Source organism: Solirubrobacter phytolaccae (assembly GCF_027587195.1).
GTDB lineage: Bacteria > Actinomycetota > Thermoleophilia > Solirubrobacterales > Solirubrobacteraceae > Solirubrobacter > Solirubrobacter phytolaccae.
The window spans coordinates 1-19,863 of record NZ_JAPDDP010000009.1 but is presented as its reverse complement, the minus strand read 5'-3'; the positions used below and the strand labels follow the sequence as shown (position 1 = coordinate 19,863).

Sequence of the window (19,863 nt, the reverse complement as noted above, 5' to 3'; positions counted from 1 at the left end):
AGTAGTTTTCGGCCGTGCGCCTCACGCTTGCGCTCGTGTCGGCCGTGCTCGCTCCGCAACCGCTCGGCGTCGTCGAGCACACCCTGGGCCGGTTCGAGCGCGACACCCTGCAGCCGGTGGGGCCGACGATCGCGGTCGAGGAACCGCACGCGAGACCGGCGCTGGCGCCGGACGGGCGACGGTTCGCGATCGGCCTGTCCTCCTCCGGCCTGCCCGACCCGCCGACGCCTGGCCGGGGTCGCGTCGGGCTCTGGATCGTGGACGCCGGGGCGATGCGGATCGAGCGCCAGGTCCGCACGGGCATCGCCGCCGAGGCGGTCGTGTTCCCGGGCATGGTCGCCGCGATGTTGCAGAGCGGCGCGCTCGTGGTCGTCGACCCCGACAGTGGCGAGATCCTCAGCCGTCGCCAGATCGGGTTCTCGTTCGGGACCCCGGACGGCGAGGTCGTCGCGGGCCGCGGCGTGCTCGTCAACGAGGTCCGGCGCGGGCGCGGGATCGAGGTCGCCGTGGTGTCGGCGGCGGGGCGCGTCCGCCGGACGTTCATCCGGGTCCCGGGCATGACGCGCGACGTGGCGCTCGCCGGCAGCGACCGCCGCGCGTTCATCGTGGGGAAGGGCCGGATCGCGACGCTCGACCCGGCGACGCTGCGCGTGCGGACCCGGCGCTTCGACGGGGTGGCGTCGACCGCCGCATTCACCGGCACCACGCTCGCGATCGGCGGCACCCGCGGGCTGCGCATGTACGACACGCGGACGTGGCGGCTGCTCGCGCGCGACTCACGGAGCACGGACGTCTTCGTCTCCGGGCGCACGATCATCGCCGGCGGACGCGGAAAGATCACGGCGCGCAGCACGACCGGCCGCGTGCTGTGGCGCGCCGCCGGGGACGCGACGGCGGTGGCGGCAGGCCGGGTCTACGCGCAGCCAGCGGTGCTGGACGTCGCGACCGGCGCGCGGGTCGGCACGCACCCGAGGAACCTGTACGCGCTGAGCGTGATCGACGGCTGAACGGGGTACCAGCCTCCCGCGACGACGAACGATGGAGGTTCCCGGTGCGGTCGGCGGTATTGCTTCTCATGCTGGTGATGCTGGTCGCCGCGGCGCCCGCCGCCGCTGACTGGACGGCGCCGGTCGCCGTGTCCGACAGCGGCCGGATCGGCCAGGGCGCGCAGGACGTCTACGGCAACGACGCCAGCGACGCGCTCGTGACGTGGGCGCGCAAGGTCGGTGACGAGACGCGCCTGGTCGAGTTCCAGCGCCGCCACGCCGACGGCACCTGGGACCCGGTCGAGCTGCTGACCACCGGCCCGTGGGACCCGGTCGCCTCGCTCAACGAGGCCGGTGACGCGGCGATCATGTGGTCGGAGGCGGTGGACGACGGCACCCGGCTCGTGTTCAGCCTCGTCGGGGTGATCATGCCCGCCGACGGCCCGCGCCGGCCGTTCCGGCTCACGTTCGGCGAGTGCACGCTGAACGGGCTCGCGGTGCTCCTCGACGCCGCCGGCAACGTCACGGTGTTCGGCTCGGACTGCGACCACAACTTCTACGCGGACGCGCCACGCGGCGGCGCGTTCGGTCCGGTGCGCACGATCCCGTCCGCGGCCGGCGAGCGACCGATCAGCGGCGGCTCCTACACGATCGCCGACGACGGCACGATCGTCGCCCGCTGGCACGACTACGTCGGCCTGTACGCGGCGATCCGCCCGCCCGGCGGCGAGTTCAGCTCGAGCGTCATCGTCTCCAACACCCGGCCGGGCGGGGCCCCGCTCAGCGGCGTCCCGGGCGGCGGGGACCTCAAGACGAACCGGGCCGGCGACACGATCCTGTCCTGGACCGAGTCGCCGGGCGTCGAGAGCGGCTACCGCCACATGGCGGCCTACAAGCCCGCGGGCGCGCGCGAGTTCCTCCCGCCCGTCCGGCTGCCGGACATCGGCGACGGCGGCACCGCCGCGATCGACGCCGACGGCAACGCCACGGTCGTCATGCCGGGCTGGTGGAGCGAAGGCGGCGACGGCAGCTGGGCGGTGCCGGTCAGCGCCACCGGCGTCGGAACGCCCGAGAAGATCGTCGACTACACCTTCTGCCACGGCAGCGCGGACTACGACGCGAACGGCACCCTCTACGTGATCTGGAACGTCTCGCCGACCCGCTGCAGCGGCTCGCTGCAGGTGTTCGCGGCCGTGCGCCCGGCGGGTGGGACGTTCACCGGCTCGGCGACCGCCCTCGCGACCGAGCTCATCAGCTACCCGCCGCGGGTCGCGGCCTCGGGTCCCAACAGCGCCGTCGCCGCCTGGCCCACCGGCACGCAGGCCCCGACCTACCAGCACCGCATCTTCGTCTCGACCTGGACCACGCCCAACGGGCCGGTCCCGACGCCAACGGCCACGCCAACCACGACGCCCACGGCCACGCCGACCACGACGCCGACGGCCACGCCGACCGCACCGGCGACCCCGACGGCCACGGCCACGCCGACCACGACGCCGACGGCCACAGCCACGCCGACCGCAACCGCGACCCCGGCCACGCCGACCACGGCCACGCGCGTCCCGGAGCCCGAGGCGACGTCCTCCCCCGCCCCCTCGCGGCTCGCCGCCACGACGGCGCAGCCCACCACCACGCCCGCGCCCCTCGCGGTCCGCGCCACCCTTCGCGGTCGTCAACTCACCCTGCGCCTGCGCGACGCTTCGAGCCGACGCGTCCAGGTCGTCGTGCGCTCCGTCGGCGCGCGCCCGCGCACCCTCGCGCGCCGCACCGCGCGCCTCACTTCAACGACGCGCACCCTCCGCGTGCGTCTCGACCGGCCCGCCCGGCGCGTCGACGTCCGCGTGACCGCCGGAGGCACGGTCGTCCAGCGCGTGACGACCGCGTGATGATCTCGGCACACATTCGGCACGAACGCGTCTAGACCCGTCACACCGATCACCCGGAAACTCCGGGGGTGCGGTCGCAAACTTTCCCCTCAGGACAGTTTCCGACCGCACCCTCCGTGGACCTCGCCATCTCGGCCTTCGCGGCGCGCCAGCACGGGCTGGTGACCCTCGCGCAGCTCCACGCGGCCGGGCTCTCGGACAGCGCGGTCAAGAAGCGCGTGGACCGCGGCGCTCTTCGCCGGCGGGCACGCGGCGTCTACTCGCTCGGACCGCTGAGCCGCCAAGGCGAGCTGCTCGCGGCGGTCCTCGCTGCCGGCCCGGGCGCTCTGCTCAGCCACTGGGCCGCGGCTGAGCTCCACGGGCTCATCAAGTGGCGCGCCTCCTTCATCGATGTCGTTGTCCCACGCAAGCGCCAGTCGTCGCCGGGCACCCGATACCGCCGCGCGACGATCCACTGGCGCGACCGCACCGACCGGGACGACATCCCCGTCACCTCCGTCGCCCGCCTCCTCGTCGACCTCACCGACGTCGTCCGCGTCCCGCACGAGATCACCGCGGTCATCCACCAGGCGGCCTACAACGGCGCCTACTCGCTCCTCGCCACCCAGGACGCCAGACAAAGAGCCAACGGACGACGCCACGTCGCCCTCCTCGACGAGGCCATCGCCCTGTACGAGGCGGGCTCAGCCGGCACTCGTTCCCGCGGCGAGATCCACGCCCTCGCCCTCCTCGACGCCCAAGGCCTGCCGCGCCCGATCGTCAACACCACGTTCCTCGGCGAAGAAGTCGACTTCCACTGGCCGCACCTCAAGCTCATCGTCGAGCTCGACGGCCCGCCGCACACGCGCCCGCCGAGCCGCCGCAGCGACGCCGAGCGCGACGAGCTGTTCCGCAACGCCGGCTACGAGCTCATCCGCGTCCCCGAGCCCGAGGACGTCGCAACCCGTATCGGCTGTGCCCTAAGTAGCGACCGGAGAGGATTGCCGTAGTCCCGTACTGTCGAGCCGCCGCCTGCCCGCTGGGAGGCTCCAAAGCGCCGAATCAGACGCCCCAGGAGCCTCCGAATGAGCACAACCGACATCCCCGATCTCGACCCCGCCGCGGTGGGCCCGCCCGCCCCGCGGGCGACGCTCATCGACGTGTTCGAGGCGACGGTCGCGGCCCACGGCGGGCGGCTCGCGCTCGACACGCCGACCACGCAGCTGACCTACGCGGCCCTCGCCGAGCGCGTCCGTGAGCTCGCCGGCCGCCTGCGCCACGGTGGCGTCGGCCCCGGCGACCGCGTCGGCGTGCGCGTCGCCAGCGGCACGGCCGACCTGTACGTCGCCATCCTCGGCGCGCTCATGGCGGGCGCCGCCTACGTGCCGGTGGACCGCGACGACCCGGACGCCCGCGCGGAGCAGATCTTCACGGACGCGAACGCCTGCGTCGCGATCGGTGACGACCTCGAGCTGGCCTGGCGCGGCGAGCCCGAAGGCGGCGTCGGCCGGCCCCACGCCGACGACGACGCGTGGATCATCTTCACCTCCGGCTCGACCGGCGCGCCGAAGGGCGTCGCGGTCAGCCACCGCGCCGCGGTCGCGTTCATCGACGGCGAGGCCGAGCTGTGGCGCGTGCACCCCGAGGACCGCGTGCTCGCCGGGCTGTCGGTGGCGTTCGACGCGTCCTGCGAGGAGATGTGGCTCGCGTGGGCCAACGGCGCCGCGCTCGTGCCGGCACCGCGCGCCCTCGTGCGCAGCGGCGTGGAGCTCGGGCCGTGGCTGGCCGAGCGCGAGGTCACGGTCATCTCGACCGTGCCGACGCTCGCCGCGATCTGGGACGACTCCGCGCTCGCCTCCGTGCGCCTGCTCATCCTCGGCGGCGAGGCGTGCCCGGAGCCGCTCGTCCAGCGCCTCGCCCCCACCCGCGAGCTGTGGAACACGTACGGCCCGACCGAGGCCACCGTCGTCTCCACCGCGATCCGCCTCCTGCCCGGCGTGCCCGTGACGATCGGCGATCCGCTGCGCGGCTGGGAGCTCGCGATCGTCGACGAGCACGAGCAGCCGGCCGAGGAGGGTGAGCTCGTGATCGGCGGCGTCGGCCTCGGCCGCTACCTCCGCGCCGACCTCGACGCCGAGCGCTACCGCCCGCTCCCCGCGCTCGGCTGGGACCGCGCGTACCGCACCGGCGACATCGTCCGCCGCACCCGCGACGGCCTCGCGTTCGTCGGCCGCCGCGACCACCAGGTCAAGATCGGCGGCCGCCGGATCGAGCTGGGCGAGCTCGACGACGCGCTCAACGCGACCGAGGGCGTACGCGCCGCCGCGACCGTCGTGCGCGAGTCCGCCGCCGGCAACAAGCTCCTCGTCGGCTACGTCACCGGCGCGGTCACGGCCGAGCACGTGCGCGCCGACGTCGCCGACCGCCTCCCCGCGAGCCTCGTCCCGATGATCGTCGTCCTCGACGACATGCCGCTCGCCACCTCCGGCAAGGTCGACCGCAAGGCGCTCCCCTGGCCACCGCCGGAGACCAACACCACCGACGGCGAGCTCACCGAAGCCCAGCGCGCTCTCGCCGACCACTGGCGCGAGCAGCTCGGCCCGGTCGCGATCGGCCCCGACAGCGACTTCTTCGCGCTCGGCGGCACCTCGCTCGCCGCCGCGAAGCTGATCAGCGTGCTGCGCGTCGGGCACCCCGCGGTCGCCGTCGCCGACGTGTACGAGCACCGCACGCTCAGCGCCTTCGCCACGCATCTCGAAGCCATCGCGGGCCCACAGATCACCGACATCCCCGAGCTTTCGCTGAAGGGCATGCGCACCCTCCAGGCCCTGCAGCTCGTCGGCGTCTTCGTGCTGTTCGCGATCCAGGCCGTGCCGTGGCTGCTGGGCACCCTCGTGTACGGCAACCTCGTCGACATCGGCACGCCGCACGTGCACTGGGTGGCGCTGCTCGCCGCCTGGGTGCTGCTGGCCAGCCCGCCCGCGCACGTCGCGCTCCAGTTCGTCGCCACCCGCGTGCTCCTGCGCGACGTCGAGCCCGGCCGCTACCCGCGCGCTTCATGGCTCGCCGCGCGGCTGTGGTTCATCGACCGCCTCGCCGAGGTCACCCGCTACGAGCGCCTCGGTGGCACGCCGTGGGCCGCGAAGTACGCGCGGCTGGTCGGCGCGAAGGTCGGCGACGGCGCCCGCCTCGCCACCGTCCCGCCGGCCGGCTCGCTGCTGACGGTCGGCGCCGGCGCGACCATCGAGGGCAACGTCGACCTGCGCGGCTGGTGGATCGACGGGCAGGAGCTCGTCGTCGGCGCGATCGAGATCGGCCCCGGCGCGCGGATCGGCTCGCGCTCGATGCTCAACCCCGGCGCCGTCATCGGCACGGGCGCGGAGCTCGAGCCCGGCACCGTCGTCGACGGGCATGTCCCCGCGCACGAGCGCTGGGGCGGCGCGCCCGCCAGGAAGGTCGGCCACGCGGGCGACCACTGGCCCAAGACGCAGCCGCCCGCCACCAACAAGGGCCTGTGGCCGCTCGCGTTCGCCTTCAGCCTCGGCCTGGAGCTGCTGCTCAGCCTCGCCGCGTTCCTGCCCGCGCTCGGCCTGCTCGCGCTGCTCGGCTCCGAGCTGCCGACGCTCTCCAGCTCGCTCGACGAGCTCATCCTCGAAGTCCTCGTCATCACCGTGATCGCGGTGCCGCTGACCGCGCTGATCGTCGCGCTCACCTTGCGCCTCGTGTGGCGCCTGGTCAAGCCCGGCTGGCACGGCGAGCACGGCCCGACCGGCTGGGCGCTGTGGTTCGGCGAGGAGCTCAAGAAGAGCTCGATCACGCTGCTGTTCCCGCTCTACGCGTCCCGCTTCACGCGCAACTGGTACCGGCTGATGGGCATCAAGATCGGCAAGGGCACCGAGCTCTCCGTCTCGACCGGGCTCAACCCGCTCGTCTCGTTCGGCGAGCTCGCCCAGGGCACCGACGACATCGGCTTCTGCACCACCCGCTCGCGTGACGGCTGGCTGGCGGTCGAGCCGATCGCGATCGGCGACCGCACGTTCCTCGGCCCCGGCTCGATCCTGCGCGGCGACACCAGGCTCGGCGACGACAGCCTGCTGGGCGTGATGACGCTGTCCCCGATGCGCCCGGACAACGGCACCTCGTGGCTCGGCGTCCCCGCGCTCGAGCTGCCGCGCCATCCCGACGCGGCCGACGCCGCACGCACGACCAACCCGCCCCGGCGGCTGCGGATCGCGCGCGGCGTGATGGACACGCTGCGCCTGCTCGGCCCGAACGCGATCGCGCTCTTCGTCGAGATCATGGAGCTGACCGCGATGGTCTGGGTCGTCGTCCACGCGGGCGTGCTGGTCGGGGTGCTCGCCGCCCCGTTCGTCCTGCTCGCCGGCGGCGTCGTCTGCACCGCGATCACGGTCGCGCTGAAGTGGCTGCTGATCGGCCGCTACACGCGCAGCCAGCACCCGCTGTGGTCCGCGTTCGTGTGGCGCGACGAGATGATGAACGCCGCCCAGGAGCAGCTCGCCGACGAGAAGCTCCTGCGCCTGGCGATCGGCACGCCGCTGATGTCGCTGTACCTGCGCGCGATGGGCGCGAAGGTCGGGCGTGGCGTGTGGTGCGAGACGACCGCCGTCACGGAGTACGACATGATCACGCTCGACGACGGGGCGGCCGTCAACCGCGGCGCGTGCCTGATGACGCACCTGTTCCACGACCGCCTGCTGCGGATCGGCCCGACGCATCTCGAGCAGGGCGCGACGCTCGGCCCGACCGCGGTCGTCCTGCCCGACACACGGGTGGGCGCCTCGACCACCATCGAAGCCCACAGCGTCGTGCTCCGCGGCGAAGAGCTGCCCGCCGGCACGCGCTGGCACGGGACCCCGGTGACGGCGCGATGAACGTCATGCTGATCGAGGGCGCGAACCTCCGCGAACGTGCCCGCGCGCTGGGCGGCCAGTCGCGCTCCTACTGCGAGCCGTACGCGCTCGTCGCCTTCCACGACGGCCCGGTCGGCGTCGACATCGAGCGCGTCGTCGAATGCGACGCGCGGTTCGCGGCGTCGATCGTCACACCCGACGAGACCGTCCCGGAGACCGACGCCGAGATCATCTCGCTGTGGTCGGCCAAGGAAGCGCTGGCCAAGGCACTCGGCGACGCGGTCGACTACGACCCGCGCCGGTTGCGGGCGCTCAGCGAAGGCGTCACCGGTGCCTGGCACGCCGAACCGCTCCCGCTCCCCGACGGCTTCACCGGATGGGTGTGCTGGCGATGATCACCACCGACTCACAGCTCAAGCGCCACGTCGGCTTCTGGGGTCTGCTCTGGACCTCGGTCGGCTCGATCATCGGCTCCGGCTGGCTGTTCGGCGCGCTCGTCGCGGCGACCGTCGCCGGCCCGTCCGCCCTGATCGGCTGGGTCCTCGCCTCGGGGATCGTGATCCTGCTCGCGCTCGTGCACGCCGAGCTGGCGGGGCTGTTCCCCGTCAGCGGCGGCACGAGCCGCTTCCCCCACTACGCGTTCGGCAACTTCGCGGGGATGACGTTCGGCTGGGCCTCCTACCTGCAGGCCGCGGCGACCGCGCCGATCGAGGTGCTCGCCGCCATCCAGTACATGTCCACTACCTCCTGGGGCCACGGCCTCTACAACGCGAGCGGCACGCTGACCCACCAGGGGATGCTCGTCGCGACCGGCCTGATGCTCTGCTTCGTGATCCTGAACCTGATCGGCATCCGCTGGCTCTCGCGCGCCAACAGCGCGATCACCGTGTGGAAGGTCCTGATCCCGGTCGGCACGGTCGTCGTGCTGCTCGCGACGCACTTCCACCCCGGCAACTTCACCGCGGGCGGCGGCTTCTTCGTCCACGATGGCGGCGCGATCCACGCCATCCTCGTCTCGCTGCCCACGGGCGGGATCGTGTTCGCGCTGCTGGGCTTCGAGCAGGCGACGCAACTCGGCGGTGAGGCCAAGAACCCCGGCCGCGACCTCCCGCGCGCGGTGATCACCTCGATCCTGATCGGCGCGGCGCTGTACACGCTGCTGCAGTTCGCGTTCATCGGCTCGCTCGACCCGAAGCTGCTCGTCGAGCACACCTGGACGGGCCTCGGCGCGGGCTCCACCGACCCCGCCGTGGTGGCGCTGAACGCCGGCCCGTTCTACGCGATCGCGTCCGTCGCCGGGCTCGCGTGGATCGCGTTCATCCTGCGGCTGGACGCGGTCGTGTCGCCGTTCGGCAGCGGCCTCATCTACCTCACGACCTCGTCGCGCATCAGCCACGCGATGGCCCGCAACGGGTCGATCCCCGAGCAGTTCGAGCGTACGAGCCGGCGCACGCTCGTCCCGGTGTTCGGCGTGCTGTTCTCGACCGCGATCGGCCTGCTCTTCCTGCTGCCGTTCCCGAGCTGGAGCAAGCTCGTCGGCATCGTCACCAGCGCGTCGGTGCTGATGTACGCGTCGGCGCCGCTGGCGTTGGGCGCGCTGCGCAAGAGCAAGCCGGACCTGCCGCGCGTGTACCGGCTGCCGGCCGCCGGTGTGCTCGCCCCGCTCGCGTTCGTGTGCGCCACCTGGATCATGTACTGGTCCGGCTGGCAGACGCTCACGACGCTGATGGCGGCGATGCTCGTCGGCTACGCGCTGATCGCCTTTTCGTACGCGTTCAAGCTCAACCCGGCGGCGACGAAGGTCGAGTGGCGGGCGGCGCTGTGGATCGGCCCGTACCTGCTCGGCATGCTCGTGATCTCGTACTTCGGCGGCTTCGGCGCGGGCGGGATCATCGGCGGCGTCGGGCCCTTCAACGACGTGCTCGCGGACGGCGGGAACAACGCCCTCGGGCTCGTCGGCGGGCTGGTCGCCTCCGCCGCCTGGAGCCTCGTCGTCTACCGCCTGGCGGTCGCGCTGCGGCTGCCGGAGGAAGCGGTCGACCGGGCCGTCGAAGGGGTCGACCCGGGACCGGCGGGCGAGGAGGCGCCGCCGGTCCCGGAACGGGTGTTGGTTACTTCGCCCGCTTGACCTTCACCTTCACCGTCTTGCTCGCGGCGCCCACGGTGAGCTTGACGGTGACGGTGGTGGTCCGGCCGGCGAGGCGCTTGGCCGCCGCGACCGGGACGCGCACGCGCAGCGTCCCGGTCGCGCCCGGCTTGAGCGTGGCCGGGGCGACGACCGTCAACGCGTAGCGCTTGCCGCCGACCGTCACGTTGACGCGCTTGGGCGCCTTGACCGTGCACGCGGTCGCGCCGGCCGGGCAGCGCAGCGTGGCGAGCGTCGCCACGCGGCTCTTGCCGAGCGCCTGCGTCGCGGTGCGCGCGGTGATCGACGGCGCGGCCGCCGGGGCGGGCAGCGGCGCCGGCAGCACCTGCGTGATGTGCTGGATCGTCTGCAAGATCTGCACCGGCGGCGTGGGCGTCTCCTCCTCCGGAAGCGCCGTGGGCTCCGCCGACGCCGACAGCGTCAGCGGGTCGAACGGCTCACCGGTCGGGTAGCCGCCGAACACGCTCGAGCCCGCCGCGGTGAGCGTCGTCGGCGCCGCGGTCCAGACGATCCGGCCGTCCTGCACGGTCGGCCCGGCGCCCGCGAGGTCGACGCTGACCAGCGCCACCCCCGACCACGTCTTCACCGTCGAGTCGGTCATGGTTGAGCCGGACGCGTCGCCGTAGAGCGTCGCGGTCTGCCCGTCGGCCTCCAGGCGCAGGTTCGAGAAGCGCGTGTCGAGCACTGGGGTGCCGCCGGTCACGTGCCCCCAGAAGCGCACCGTGCCGGCCAGGCTCACCGAGAGCTTCTTGGTCTGCGGGTCGTACGCGCCGCCGGTGACCGGGAAGCGCAGCGCCTCCGAGCCCGCGTTGGTCGGGCACAGCGAACCGGTCGCGAGCGTGCCCGGGAGGCGCGTGACGCCGCCGCCGAGCTCGATCCCGCCGTGCGCGACCGAGCCGACCACGTAGCAGCGCCAGCGGTTCGCGAAGCCCCAGTCGAGGTTCCCGCCGCGGATCGTCACCGGCTCCGTGAGCGGCGTCTGGACGGTGAGCGTCACCGCCCGCGAGAACACGGTGCCGAGCGGGCTGGAAAGCCGCGCCCGGAACTGCGTGCCGGTCATCGCGGAGCGGGTCTCGAGCACGGTCAGGAAGCCGCCATCGACCTCGAAGTCGCCGGAGCTCGCGTCGACGTCACGCCAGAACCCGCCGACCAGCTGCTGCCAGGTGATGACGGGGTCCGGGCTGCCGGCGTCCATCACCTTGAACTGCGCCGACGATCCGGCCACCACCGTCTGCGGATCGGGCTGGACGGCGACGCTGGGCGCGGTGTGCAGCGTGAGCGTCGCGCGCGGACTGGCCACGGTTCCGGCGCTCGACGTGGCGAGCACGCGGTACTGGCGGCCGCCGTCGGCGGTGGTCACGGTCGTGGTCAGCGTGTTCGCGGTGGCGCCGGCGACGTCCGTCCACGTGGCCTGGCCGGGAAGGCGCGTCTGCCAGCGGACGGTCGGCGCGGGGTCGCCCGTGGCGGCGACGGTGAGCGTCGCCGTGGCGCTCGCGCCCTTCAGGTCCACGGTCGTGTCCGCCGGAGCGGTCGTGAACGACGGCGCGGCGTTCTGGTAGGCGAGCGAGAACGCCTTTGACTCGGTGTCGGACTCGATCACGAGGTTGCCGGCGGTGTTCACGCCCGCCAGGAAGTCGGCGAAGTAGTTGACGCGGGTCGCGCCGGGGACCGCGAACGAGTGCTTGAGCTGGCCCGCGTCGATCCGCATGATCCGCGTCAGGTTCAGGGACGGCACGTACAGCCGGTCCCGCGCCGGATCGACCGCGACGAAGCCGGTGTCGAGCGCGTTCAGCCCGGCCGAACCGGGGATCGTCACCGGCGCGAGCGCAGTGCCCATCGTCTTGTTGGTCGCCGTGCCGGGAACCGGGATGAACGTCGCACGGCCGTCCTGGACCGCGTAGGCGCCGTTGTCCGTCTTGAGCAGCTTGTTGCCGGTCACGCCGGGCGCGTTCGTGAGCGGCTCGGCGACGATGCCGTCCGGCGCGAACGTGAGCCGGTGGATCTGCCCGAACCACGTCACAAGGATCACCGCGGTGCTGGCCGGGTTGCCGTTCGGAACCGCGATCATGCTCTGGATCAGCGGCGCCGGCAGCGTCGTCGTCTGGCGCACGGAGCCGACCTTCGACGCCGTCCACACCCCCGCAACCTGCACGACCTGCCACAGCTGGTTGTCGCTGCCGACGGTGCGCGAGACCAGGTAGCGCCTGCCCTGCGGGTCCCACGTCGCACCACCGGCGTTGGAGCCGGCGAGCGTGCTGTTCTCCAGGACCGTGGCCGTCCAGGCGCTGCCGTCCCACGTGAACGTGCGGATGCCGCCGCTGGACTGGGTGCTGAACACCGTGCCGGTCGTCGGGTCGCTCGCGACGGAGCCGAACGCGCCGTACGCGCCGGTGTAGCGGCTGCCGGGCACGACCGCGAACGTCACCGGATCGATCAGCGAGAGCCCGCTCGAGATGATGCCCAGGTGGATGCCGACGAGCGGCCCGCCCGTCTTGCCGGAGACCGTCCAGCGCGGGCGGTCACCGTCGGCGATCGGCTCGCGGGCGTAGGTCGCGATGCCCGCCTCCGCGAACACCTCGCCGAGCGGTTTGCCACCCGGACCGTCGTAGCCGAACGTGACGGGATCGATCACGGTGCCGACCGCATACGTGAACACGTCGCTACCCGCGAGCGTCATCGTCGAGGCGAGGTTGCTCCACGTCGTCTTGCCGCCGGCGATCACCGGGGTCGCGTCCTCGACGCCGAGCGCCGCGATCGGCACGTCCGGGTAGTCGGTGATCTCACCACCCTCGCGCGGGCGGCTCCGCATCTGCGCGTGGACGATCGCGCGGTCCTCGTTGATCTCGACCCAGGGGTTGGTGACCGTCATGTCCAGCGCGCACGGGCGCTCGTACGGCTGCGCGCCCTCGCAGTGCCCGAGGAACTCGACGCTGCCGCCGAAGCGCACGATCGTCGCGCGCGTGGCCGCGTCGTAGCTGCCGCCGGTCACCGGGAAGTGGAACGTGCCGTCGGCGTTGCGGGTGGCGCCGGCGCTCAACGTCGTCCCGCCGGCGGTGATGTAGTTGCGCCAGGACTCCTTCACGCCCCAGTCGAGGCCGGCGCCGGCGGTGATCGGGACCGGATCGGCGTGGGCGGTCGAGGTCCAGAGAAGCCCGAAGGCGGCGACGAGGCCTACCAGCAGCCTTCGGGCACGGCGAGTCAGAGACATGGTCAGGGTCAGCTCCAAGCAGTAGTCGAGCCGCCGACCCTAACAAACGGAGTTAGGGTGCCCTAACACTTGCGGACCGCTCGGTCCGGTGGCTCCCCGCTCACGGCGTTCTCATGGTCGTGAAGGTTCCGTTACCGCCCCGGTTGGATCGGCCCGGACGGGGGATCGTCGTGGGCATGAACGACGTGCTCCTGTTCGTCGTCGTGGGAGCCGCGTTGGCGTTCGACTTCACCAACGGCTTCCACGACACCGCGAACGCCATGGCCACCACGATCGCCACGCGCGCGCTCCCGGCCAAGCAGGCGCTCGGCCTCGCGGCCAGCCTGAACTTCATCGGCGCGTTCCTGTCGATCAGCGTCGCCGCGACGATCGCGAGCGGCATCGTCGACCAGGGGCAGATCGCCCTCCCGATCATCTTCGCCGGCCTGCTCGGCGCGATCGGCTTCAACCTCACCACCTGGTACCTCGGCCTGCCCTCCTCCTCCAGCCATGCGCTGATCGGCGGCATGGTCGGCGCGATGCTCGCCGCGGTCGGATCGGGCGGCGTCGAGTGGTCCGGCATCCTCGAGAAGGTGCTCATCCCGGGCGTCTTCGCCGTGTTGATCGCGGGCGGCGTCGCCGTCATCGGCACGAAGGTCGCCTACTTCTTCCTGCGCCGGATGGGCGAGGGCATGGCCACGCGCGGCTACCGGCTCGGCCAGATCGGCTCGGCGTCGCTCGTGTCGCTCGGGCACGGCACGAACGACGCGCAGAAGACGATGGGCATCATCGTGCTTGCGCTCGTCGCCAACGGGAACCTGAGCGCCGACAACTTCACCGTCCCGCTGTGGGTGAAGGTCAGCTGCGCGACCGCGATCGCCCTGGGCACCTTCATGGGCGGCTGGCGGATCATCGACACGCTCGGCAAGAAGGTCACGGGCGACATCACGCCGCCCCAGGGCTTCTCCGCCGAGGCGTCGGGCGCGACGCTGATCCTCGGCTCCTCCTACTTCGGCTACCCGCTCTCGACCACGCAGGTGGTGAGCGGCGCGGTCGTCGGCTCGGGCATCGGGCGCGGTGAGAGCGAGGTCAACTGGGGCATCGCCGGGCGGATGGGCATCGCCTGGCTGCTGACCATCCCCGGCGCTGGCGCGGTCGCGGCGGGCGCGTACGGGATCGTCTCCGTGCTGGGTGACACGGCCGGCCCGATCGTCGTCGGCGGCCTGGCCTTGGCGGGCTCGGTCGCGCTGTTCCTCAAGACCCGCCGCGAGGACTCGGCGGACGCAAGCCTCAACGACCTGAAGGCGGTGCCGGCGTGAACGTGTTCGCGGAGCTGGTCGCCTGGGGCGATCTCGGCAAGGTCGTTGCGGTCGGCCTGACCGGCGGCGTCGGCCTCGTCGTCACCTGGGGCCTGTTGCTGCTCGGGTTGGAGCGCACCCAGGAGGTCCGCTCGGGAGCGCGCACCGGCACCGCCGTCGGCTACGGCGCGGTGGCGTTGTTCGGCGCACTCTGCACCCTCGCGTTGCTAGGACTCGGGCTGTGGGCGATCACGCAAAAATGACCCCGCGGGTCCTCCGCCGCCTGCATGACATCCACGAGCGCGAGCGCGCGCTCGTGCCCGAGATCCGCGCGCAGCTCTCCGCCGCGCCGCCCGGTGGCTACCGCGACGAGCTCGAAGCGCACCTCGCCGAGACGCAGACGCACATCCGCCTGCTCGCGGGGCGGTTGAGCGAGCTCGGTTACCGCAACGGCTCCTTGGTGTCCGGCGTCGTGCACCTGGTGCAGTCGGGGATCGCGCAGGCCACCGCCCGTCGCTTGACGCCGCTCGACCTCTTGCGCCCGTCGGACCCGGGCGACCGCGTGCTGCAGCGTGCCCGCCACGCGGCCGCGGCCCACGCCGCGAACATCGCCGACTACCGCGCTTTGGACCGCATCGCCGGCAGCGCGGGCGACACGACCACGCAGGCGCTCGCCGCCCGGCTCGGCGCGCAGGAGCAGGAGCGCTTCGACGCGATCATCGCCGAGATCCCCGCGCTGGCGGACGCGCTCAGCTAGCCGGCGGGCCGGGTGCCAGCTCGCGCAGCTCCTCGGGCAGGAACGGCAGGTCGAGCAGGCTGAGCTTGACCTGGTTGCGCCGCTGGTAGCGATCGCTGTCGAGCCGCACCACCTGGCCGGCGGCCGGTGACAGCGTCACGTCGAGCGCGTCGCCCGCGCCGATCTCGCACACCTTCAGGCCGTCGACCTCGATCGCCAGCCGCCCGCTCTCGGGCAGCAGGTCGAGCCGGACCGGCTCCGAGGCCGAGACCACCATCGGCCGGCCGATCCCCGCCATCGGCGCGAGCGGCGCGATGATCAGCGCGTCCAGGTTCGGCGACACCACCGGCCCGCCCGCCGCGTACGCGTACGCCGTCGACCCGATCGGCGTCGAGACCACGAGCCCGTCGCAACGGAACCGCCCCATCCGCTGCCCGCCGACCGACAACGTCGCCTGCACGACGCCCTGCCCCGGGATCCGCACGAGCGCGACGTCGTTGAACGCCACGAGCTCCTCGCCGGCGCCATTGACGAGCAGCGCGCTGTGCTCCTCGACGGAGAAGTCCTCCGTGCCCAGCCGCTCGAGCGCCGTCCCCAGCTCGTCGGGATGGATCTCCACCAGGAACCCCAGGTGCCCAAGATTCACGCCCAGCACCGGCACGGGCCGGTGCGCCATGAGCCGCAGCGCCCCGAGCATCGTCCCGTCCCCACCGAGGCTGATCAGCGCCTCGACCTGCTCGGCGAACACCATGTCGTCGACCGCCTCGACGCCGGGCGGGCACCGCTCGGCGTCCGCGGCCCGCACGAGCACGTGCCCGCCGCTGGACCCGACCCAGCTCAGCAACGTCTCCATCACCGCGGTGTCGTCCCGGCTCGGATGAAGCACGAGCCCGATGCGCATCTGCTGTGAAGCACCCATGTCTGCCCGATCTTGACGGACTCATGGCGTGTCGCGACTGCGCGAGGCGACTGCCGTCGAGCGCGAGGCCGGCTTGCGGCTCTGGGCGTCGAGTGGAACAGTGGTTCGGTGCGCTCACGGGTGTCGGCTTTTGTTCTGGCACTGGCCGCGGCACTGACGGTCGCTGACCCGTCACCCGGCGCCGTTGGCGCGAGCGGCCCGGGAGGTCGGCTGTTCACGCTGCTGGGGGCGGACGAGCATGGCTGTGATCCCGTGGGTGTGTACCCCGACGGCAGCCTGCTGGTGGCCGATGATTCGCCGCCGCGCGTGTGGCGGGTCGGTCTCGACGGTGTGCGCACACCCGTCGCCGCGCTGCCTGAATCAGTTCAGGACATCGCTCCCGATGGGCCCTCGTCGTTTGTCGCGGTCGCCCGCTCGTCGCGTCGGATCCTGCGCGTGGACCTTGCCGCGCAGACCACGTCCGTGATCGTCGATCTGCCCGGGTCCGCGGACTTCTTCGAGCGGGTGATCGCCCTTGACGACGGCAGTTTGGTTGCAGACAACGGCTCGGCGCTCTGGCGCATCGTCGACGGCAAGGCACGCGTCGTGGTACCGGGCCCTTCCGGTCGCGCGCTGATCACGGACGTCGCCCCCCTGGGCGGTGGCGCGTTCGCCTATGTCGAGTTCATGCGCGACCGCATTGTGCGTGTCGAGCGCAACGGCCGCCGGACCGTGCTCGCGCACCTCCCACCGGACAGCGGGCCGAGCACGACCCTCGCGTCGCACGGCGACGAGCTCGTCGCGTTGATCTCCGCGGACGAGGACGGCGTGGCGCTGACTCACACAATGCGCTTTCACGGGTCGCGACAGAGCGAGTCGCTCCAAGCAACCGGGGCCACGGGCATCTACGGCAACGGAGACGGCTACCGTCGGCTTCCCCTGGCCCGGCCCTCGAGCGCGTGGCTCGGTGGCGACGGCGAACTCGTGTTCCGTGACGACGAGTGCTCGGTGCGGGCGCTTGTCCCGCCGTCGAGCGCGCGCGCCCGAATCGTGTTGCTGCCGTCGACCTGGCGGTCGTTCCCTCGAGGCCGGATCCGCTATCTCGCCAATGGCGCGGGGCAGTGGCGGTTGACCGTTCGCCAGGCCGGCGGGCGCACATCGCACACGACGACCGGCACGACGTCCGGCGGCCTCGGAACGATCCGGCTGCCAAGTCCCGTGCCCAAAGGCGTCTTCGACGTCCAGCTGATCCTCACGACGCCGCCCGGCGGTGTTGTGCAGGCCTCCGGCCGCTTCGTCACTCGCGATCGCCTCCGGATGGGCACCGCGCGGCGCGCGATCGGCGAAGAGGTCGTCGGCGGAGAAGGCGACGGTGGCGACGGTTGGGGCACGGAGCTCGGCCACTGCACCGCCCGCAGTCGCCGCGAGGTCGCGTGCCGCGTCACGTACTACCGGTACAACCCCGATGAATCCAACCGCGGAACCTGCCGCGGTTGGGCACGCGCGTGGCTGCGTCCCGACGGGGTGCGAGTCTCCGATAAGGAAGTCCGCTGCCCCGTCTAACCGCGTTGGCCAACTCCCGGTGAGGTTTCAAGGCGCTCCGGCCGAGTGATGTCGGCGGGTCAGCACCGGTCACGTCGCGGCACGTCGCGGATGTAGCGGTCCACCGCATCGCACACCGCGGAGCCGTAGGTCAGCGGCGGCGGCTGACGTCGATCCCCACGACGGATCGGCAACAACAGCGCCCGCACGGCCTCGCGTCCTGCCGGCGGGATGACAAGGGTCCTGAACTCGTACGGGCCGGCGTAGATGATCAACGCGCGGTCGCCGACAGCCTCGGGCAGCGTGAGTGTCGTTCGGCGCTCGAATGCCTTGGCCGGGCACGCAGCGCCAGGAGGCGGGATCTTCTCTCGCATCTCGGCCCACGCGGTGATCGCGTTCGAAGTCACCCGGAACCGAAACCCTATGAACCTCGAGCAGTCGCCCTCCGTGACGACGGCCTGGAAACTGCGCTGCTGGCGTGCACGGTCGAGCGCCGTGACGCGGTCCACCCCTGCAAGCCCAAAGCCTGTCGCACGCGGCCGGAACTCGGCCCGCGGCGCCCCCTCGCTCAACTCTCGACCGCCGGCCACAGCCGCCACAGCCAGGAGCACCAGCGCCGCGAGAGCCAGAAGACGCCGCACGGACATCCTCACGGGCTCGCCTGGCGGAATACAGCGTGCCCCACACGGTCAGTGTGCCCGGTGCTCACTGGATCCGCAAACGCGGAACCGTCGAGCGGTCTCGTCAAAAACGCTACTTCGCTTCCGCGTCGAGCAGGCGGTCGAGTTGTGCGACCGCATCGCGCGGAAACGGGTGGCGCCAGCCGGCCTCGAACGCACCGTCGGAGCACTCGCCGTCGAGTTGCCTAAAGCCTGTCAAGAAGGCGGCGACGACAGAGCGAGCAGTGTCGTCGTGCTGGAGAAGCGTCGTGTGTTCGCCGTTCGCGACGGTCGCTCACGGAGTCGAGCGGCGTGTGGGACGCATAGAGAGAGACCGCGATCGGGGGACTCTCATCGCAGCGCGCTGTGGGCATGAGTCGCAGTCCACGAAGTAGCGGAACCGTCGAAAAGCACTACAACGCGCACGGGTCACGGTGTTGGAACCGGCGAGGCCGCCTACGCAGACGCGCGTTCCGGTCGATCGGTGAGCTCGACCTGCTCGAGGAGGACGGCGATGTCGCGGGGAGGCTTGCGGCAAGCGCACTCGCGTGCGTGCTCGCGGTGCCACGTTACGCGCTGCTCGAAGGTGGCCTTCGGGGGCATCGGGTGGGTGTGGTGCCACTCGGCGTTGAACGTCATGACCGAACCTCGCACACCTCGGCCACGGCGTCTGCGGGACGGCTTACGGCGTTGCGGACGCGGCGCGTCTTCGGGCGCCGCCGATTCGGATCGGTCGAGCCAGCTGCGGAGGCGTGGGTCATGCACACAGGTTCGCGCGTGCGGGCCAGCTCGCCAAGCGCGGCAACCACGGAGCGGTATGCGGGAAACCACGCGGTCGTGCGGAGGAGGAGACGGTGTGAAGCGGCGGCCGACGGGGGGCACAGACGAGCCAGGTGGCCCAGAAGCGGTCGTGTCGTGGTTTGCTCGGACGATGAAATCGCCGGAGGCAGTAGCCGCCGCCAAGGCGGAGTTCTTCGATGACTTTCAGGTCCGAGTCGGGCGCTTCGCCGGCGGCGCCGATCTCTCCAGGCGATACGCGCGTGAGCTACACGACTGGCTTGTCGCACGTCATCGTGGCGACCAGCTCGCGGACCGCTCGGTGGCTCTGCTGCAGGATTACCCCGGCACCGTAGGCCAGCCCGAGGCTCGACGCGCCTGCACGGAGTTGCTCGCGTCCGTCCGTCTCCGAGTAGAAGGCGAACGCCTTCGCTGGCTCGACGTCCCCGACGACACGCGCTCGGAGTGGCGGGACGCCTTCGCAATCGAGAGCTCGCACGCGCGCGTGCCCACCGCATGCCCTCTCTGCCGCCGATCCGAGTTACGACGCTACTTCCGTCGCTACGACAACGACCGCGGCGGCGGCTGGGAGTGGTGCGGCTCTTGCCTGCACTACGAACACCACAGCGCGCGCATCCCATCGTGGTGGACGGAATCACCGATCCTTGATGCTGTGCCGGCCAGCGTGCTCGAGCACTCACCGGAATATCTCGAGCGTGCGATCCGACTCGCCGGCGACCGTGACGGTGACGCCGCCGCCTAACGCGGGGAGTCCAAGAGCACGACTACTTCTGCACTGCAGCCGCGCTGGCGGCTCTTAGCTCTTCGGCGGTGTCATCCATTCGATGAATTCGACCGCCCCGCGTCGAACCGACGGGTCCACGGCCGGCGCGGTCCG

General features: G+C 72.1%; 14 protein-coding genes. 11 read left to right on the top strand and 3 right to left on the bottom strand.

All coding sequences use genetic code 11. The features are described 5' to 3' along the window. The first annotated feature begins 14 nt into the window (after positions 1-14). From OJ997_RS06980 to OJ997_RS06955, 6 genes are all read left to right on the top strand, one after another. Positions 15-1,007 (top strand): hypothetical protein, encoded by a 993-nt coding sequence (locus OJ997_RS06980; protein WP_270024345.1) that lies wholly within the window; start codon positions 15-17, stop codon positions 1,005-1,007. Between the two features lie 68 nt (positions 1,008-1,075). Beyond that, positions 1,076-2,872: a hypothetical protein gene (locus OJ997_RS06975; protein WP_270024344.1), complete on the top strand. Its 1,797-nt coding sequence runs from the start codon at positions 1,076-1,078 to the stop codon at positions 2,870-2,872. A 116-nt stretch (positions 2,873-2,988) separates the two neighbouring features. Continuing rightward, positions 2,989-3,861 carry a type IV toxin-antitoxin system AbiEi family antitoxin domain-containing protein gene (locus tag OJ997_RS37415; protein ID WP_270024343.1) on the top strand — a complete coding sequence of 291 codons (873 nt, stop codon included), beginning with the start codon at positions 2,989-2,991 and terminating at the stop codon, positions 3,859-3,861. A 75-nt stretch (positions 3,862-3,936) separates the two neighbouring features. Beyond that, complete coding sequence (locus tag OJ997_RS06965) at positions 3,937-7,743, top strand: Pls/PosA family non-ribosomal peptide synthetase (protein WP_270024342.1); 3,807 nt, start codon at positions 3,937-3,939, stop codon at positions 7,741-7,743. Continuing rightward, the gene (locus tag OJ997_RS06960; RefSeq protein ID WP_270024341.1) at positions 7,740-8,117 is read left to right on the top strand and encodes a 4'-phosphopantetheinyl transferase family protein; all 378 of its coding nucleotides are present in this window, start codon (positions 7,740-7,742) and stop codon (positions 8,115-8,117) included. Before OJ997_RS06965 ends, OJ997_RS06960 begins: the two co-directional genes overlap by 4 nt. Then, complete coding sequence (locus tag OJ997_RS06955; RefSeq protein WP_270024340.1) at positions 8,114-9,850, top strand: APC family permease; 1,737 nt, start codon at positions 8,114-8,116, stop codon at positions 9,848-9,850. Before OJ997_RS06960 ends, OJ997_RS06955 begins: the two co-directional genes overlap by 4 nt. On the opposite strand, the gene OJ997_RS06950 is transcribed toward OJ997_RS06955, so the two are convergent. Beyond that, positions 9,834-13,076, bottom strand: coding sequence for an HtaA domain-containing protein (locus OJ997_RS06950; RefSeq protein WP_270024339.1), 3,243 nt, complete (start codon positions 13,074-13,076; stop codon positions 9,834-9,836). The genes OJ997_RS06955 and OJ997_RS06950 overlap by 17 nt on opposite strands. A gap of 176 nt (positions 13,077-13,252) precedes the next feature. On the opposite strand from OJ997_RS06950, the gene OJ997_RS06945 reads away from it, so the two are divergent. From OJ997_RS06945 to OJ997_RS06935, 3 genes are read left to right on the top strand one after another with little or no spacing between them, the layout of a single operon-like run. Next, positions 13,253-14,374: an inorganic phosphate transporter gene (locus OJ997_RS06945; RefSeq protein ID WP_270024338.1), complete on the top strand. Its 1,122-nt coding sequence runs from the start codon at positions 13,253-13,255 to the stop codon at positions 14,372-14,374. Continuing rightward, positions 14,371-14,616 (top strand): hypothetical protein, encoded by a 246-nt coding sequence (locus tag OJ997_RS06940; RefSeq protein ID WP_270024337.1) that lies wholly within the window; start codon positions 14,371-14,373, stop codon positions 14,614-14,616. Before OJ997_RS06945 ends, OJ997_RS06940 begins: the two co-directional genes overlap by 4 nt. After that, positions 14,613-15,110 (top strand): DUF892 family protein, encoded by a 498-nt coding sequence (locus OJ997_RS06935; protein WP_270024336.1) that lies wholly within the window; start codon positions 14,613-14,615, stop codon positions 15,108-15,110. Before OJ997_RS06940 ends, OJ997_RS06935 begins: the two co-directional genes overlap by 4 nt. On the opposite strand, the gene OJ997_RS06930 is transcribed toward OJ997_RS06935, so the two are convergent. Then, positions 15,103-16,008, bottom strand: a complete 906-nt coding sequence (locus OJ997_RS06930; RefSeq protein ID WP_270024335.1) for an NAD(+)/NADH kinase — start codon at positions 16,006-16,008, stop codon at positions 15,103-15,105. The two genes, OJ997_RS06935 and OJ997_RS06930, sit on opposite strands and share 8 nt — an antisense overlap. Positions 16,009-16,116: 108 nt before the next feature. On the opposite strand from OJ997_RS06930, the gene OJ997_RS06925 reads away from it, so the two are divergent. Continuing rightward, positions 16,117-17,550 carry an SMP-30/gluconolactonase/LRE family protein gene (locus tag OJ997_RS06925; RefSeq protein ID WP_270024334.1) on the top strand — a complete coding sequence of 478 codons (1,434 nt, stop codon included), beginning with the start codon at positions 16,117-16,119 and terminating at the stop codon, positions 17,548-17,550. A 59-nt stretch (positions 17,551-17,609) separates the two neighbouring features. On the opposite strand, the gene OJ997_RS06920 is transcribed toward OJ997_RS06925, so the two are convergent. Further along, positions 17,610-18,170 (bottom strand): hypothetical protein, encoded by a 561-nt coding sequence (locus tag OJ997_RS06920; RefSeq protein WP_270024333.1) that lies wholly within the window; start codon positions 18,168-18,170, stop codon positions 17,610-17,612. Between the two features lie 949 nt (positions 18,171-19,119). On the opposite strand from OJ997_RS06920, the gene OJ997_RS06915 reads away from it, so the two are divergent. Further along, positions 19,120-19,728 carry a hypothetical protein gene (locus tag OJ997_RS06915; RefSeq protein ID WP_270024332.1) on the top strand — a complete coding sequence of 203 codons (609 nt, stop codon included), beginning with the start codon at positions 19,120-19,122 and terminating at the stop codon, positions 19,726-19,728. Positions 19,729-19,863: the final 135 nt, after the last annotated feature.

What these genes read in the sequence shown, in the direction of transcription:
- OJ997_RS06975 (WP_270024344.1), top strand. Translation starts at nt 1,076, where the DNA reads ATGCTGGTGATGCTGGTCGCCGCGGCGCCCGCCGCCGCTGACTGGACG.
- OJ997_RS06950 (WP_270024339.1), bottom strand. Translation starts at nt 13,076, where the DNA reads ATGTCTCTGACTCGCCGTGCCCGAAGGCTGCTGGTAGGCCTCGTCGCC.
- OJ997_RS06915 (WP_270024332.1), top strand. Translation starts at nt 19,120, where the DNA reads ATGAAATCGCCGGAGGCAGTAGCCGCCGCCAAGGCGGAGTTCTTCGAT.
- OJ997_RS06965 (WP_270024342.1), top strand. Translation starts at nt 3,937, where the DNA reads ATGAGCACAACCGACATCCCCGATCTCGACCCCGCCGCGGTGGGCCCG.
- OJ997_RS06960 (WP_270024341.1), top strand. Translation starts at nt 7,740, where the DNA reads ATGAACGTCATGCTGATCGAGGGCGCGAACCTCCGCGAACGTGCCCGC.
- OJ997_RS06945 (WP_270024338.1), top strand. Translation starts at nt 13,253, where the DNA reads ATGAACGACGTGCTCCTGTTCGTCGTCGTGGGAGCCGCGTTGGCGTTC.
- OJ997_RS06935 (WP_270024336.1), top strand. Translation starts at nt 14,613, where the DNA reads ATGACCCCGCGGGTCCTCCGCCGCCTGCATGACATCCACGAGCGCGAG.
- OJ997_RS06955 (WP_270024340.1), top strand. Translation starts at nt 8,114, where the DNA reads ATGATCACCACCGACTCACAGCTCAAGCGCCACGTCGGCTTCTGGGGT.
- OJ997_RS06930 (WP_270024335.1), bottom strand. Translation starts at nt 16,008, where the DNA reads ATGGGTGCTTCACAGCAGATGCGCATCGGGCTCGTGCTTCATCCGAGC.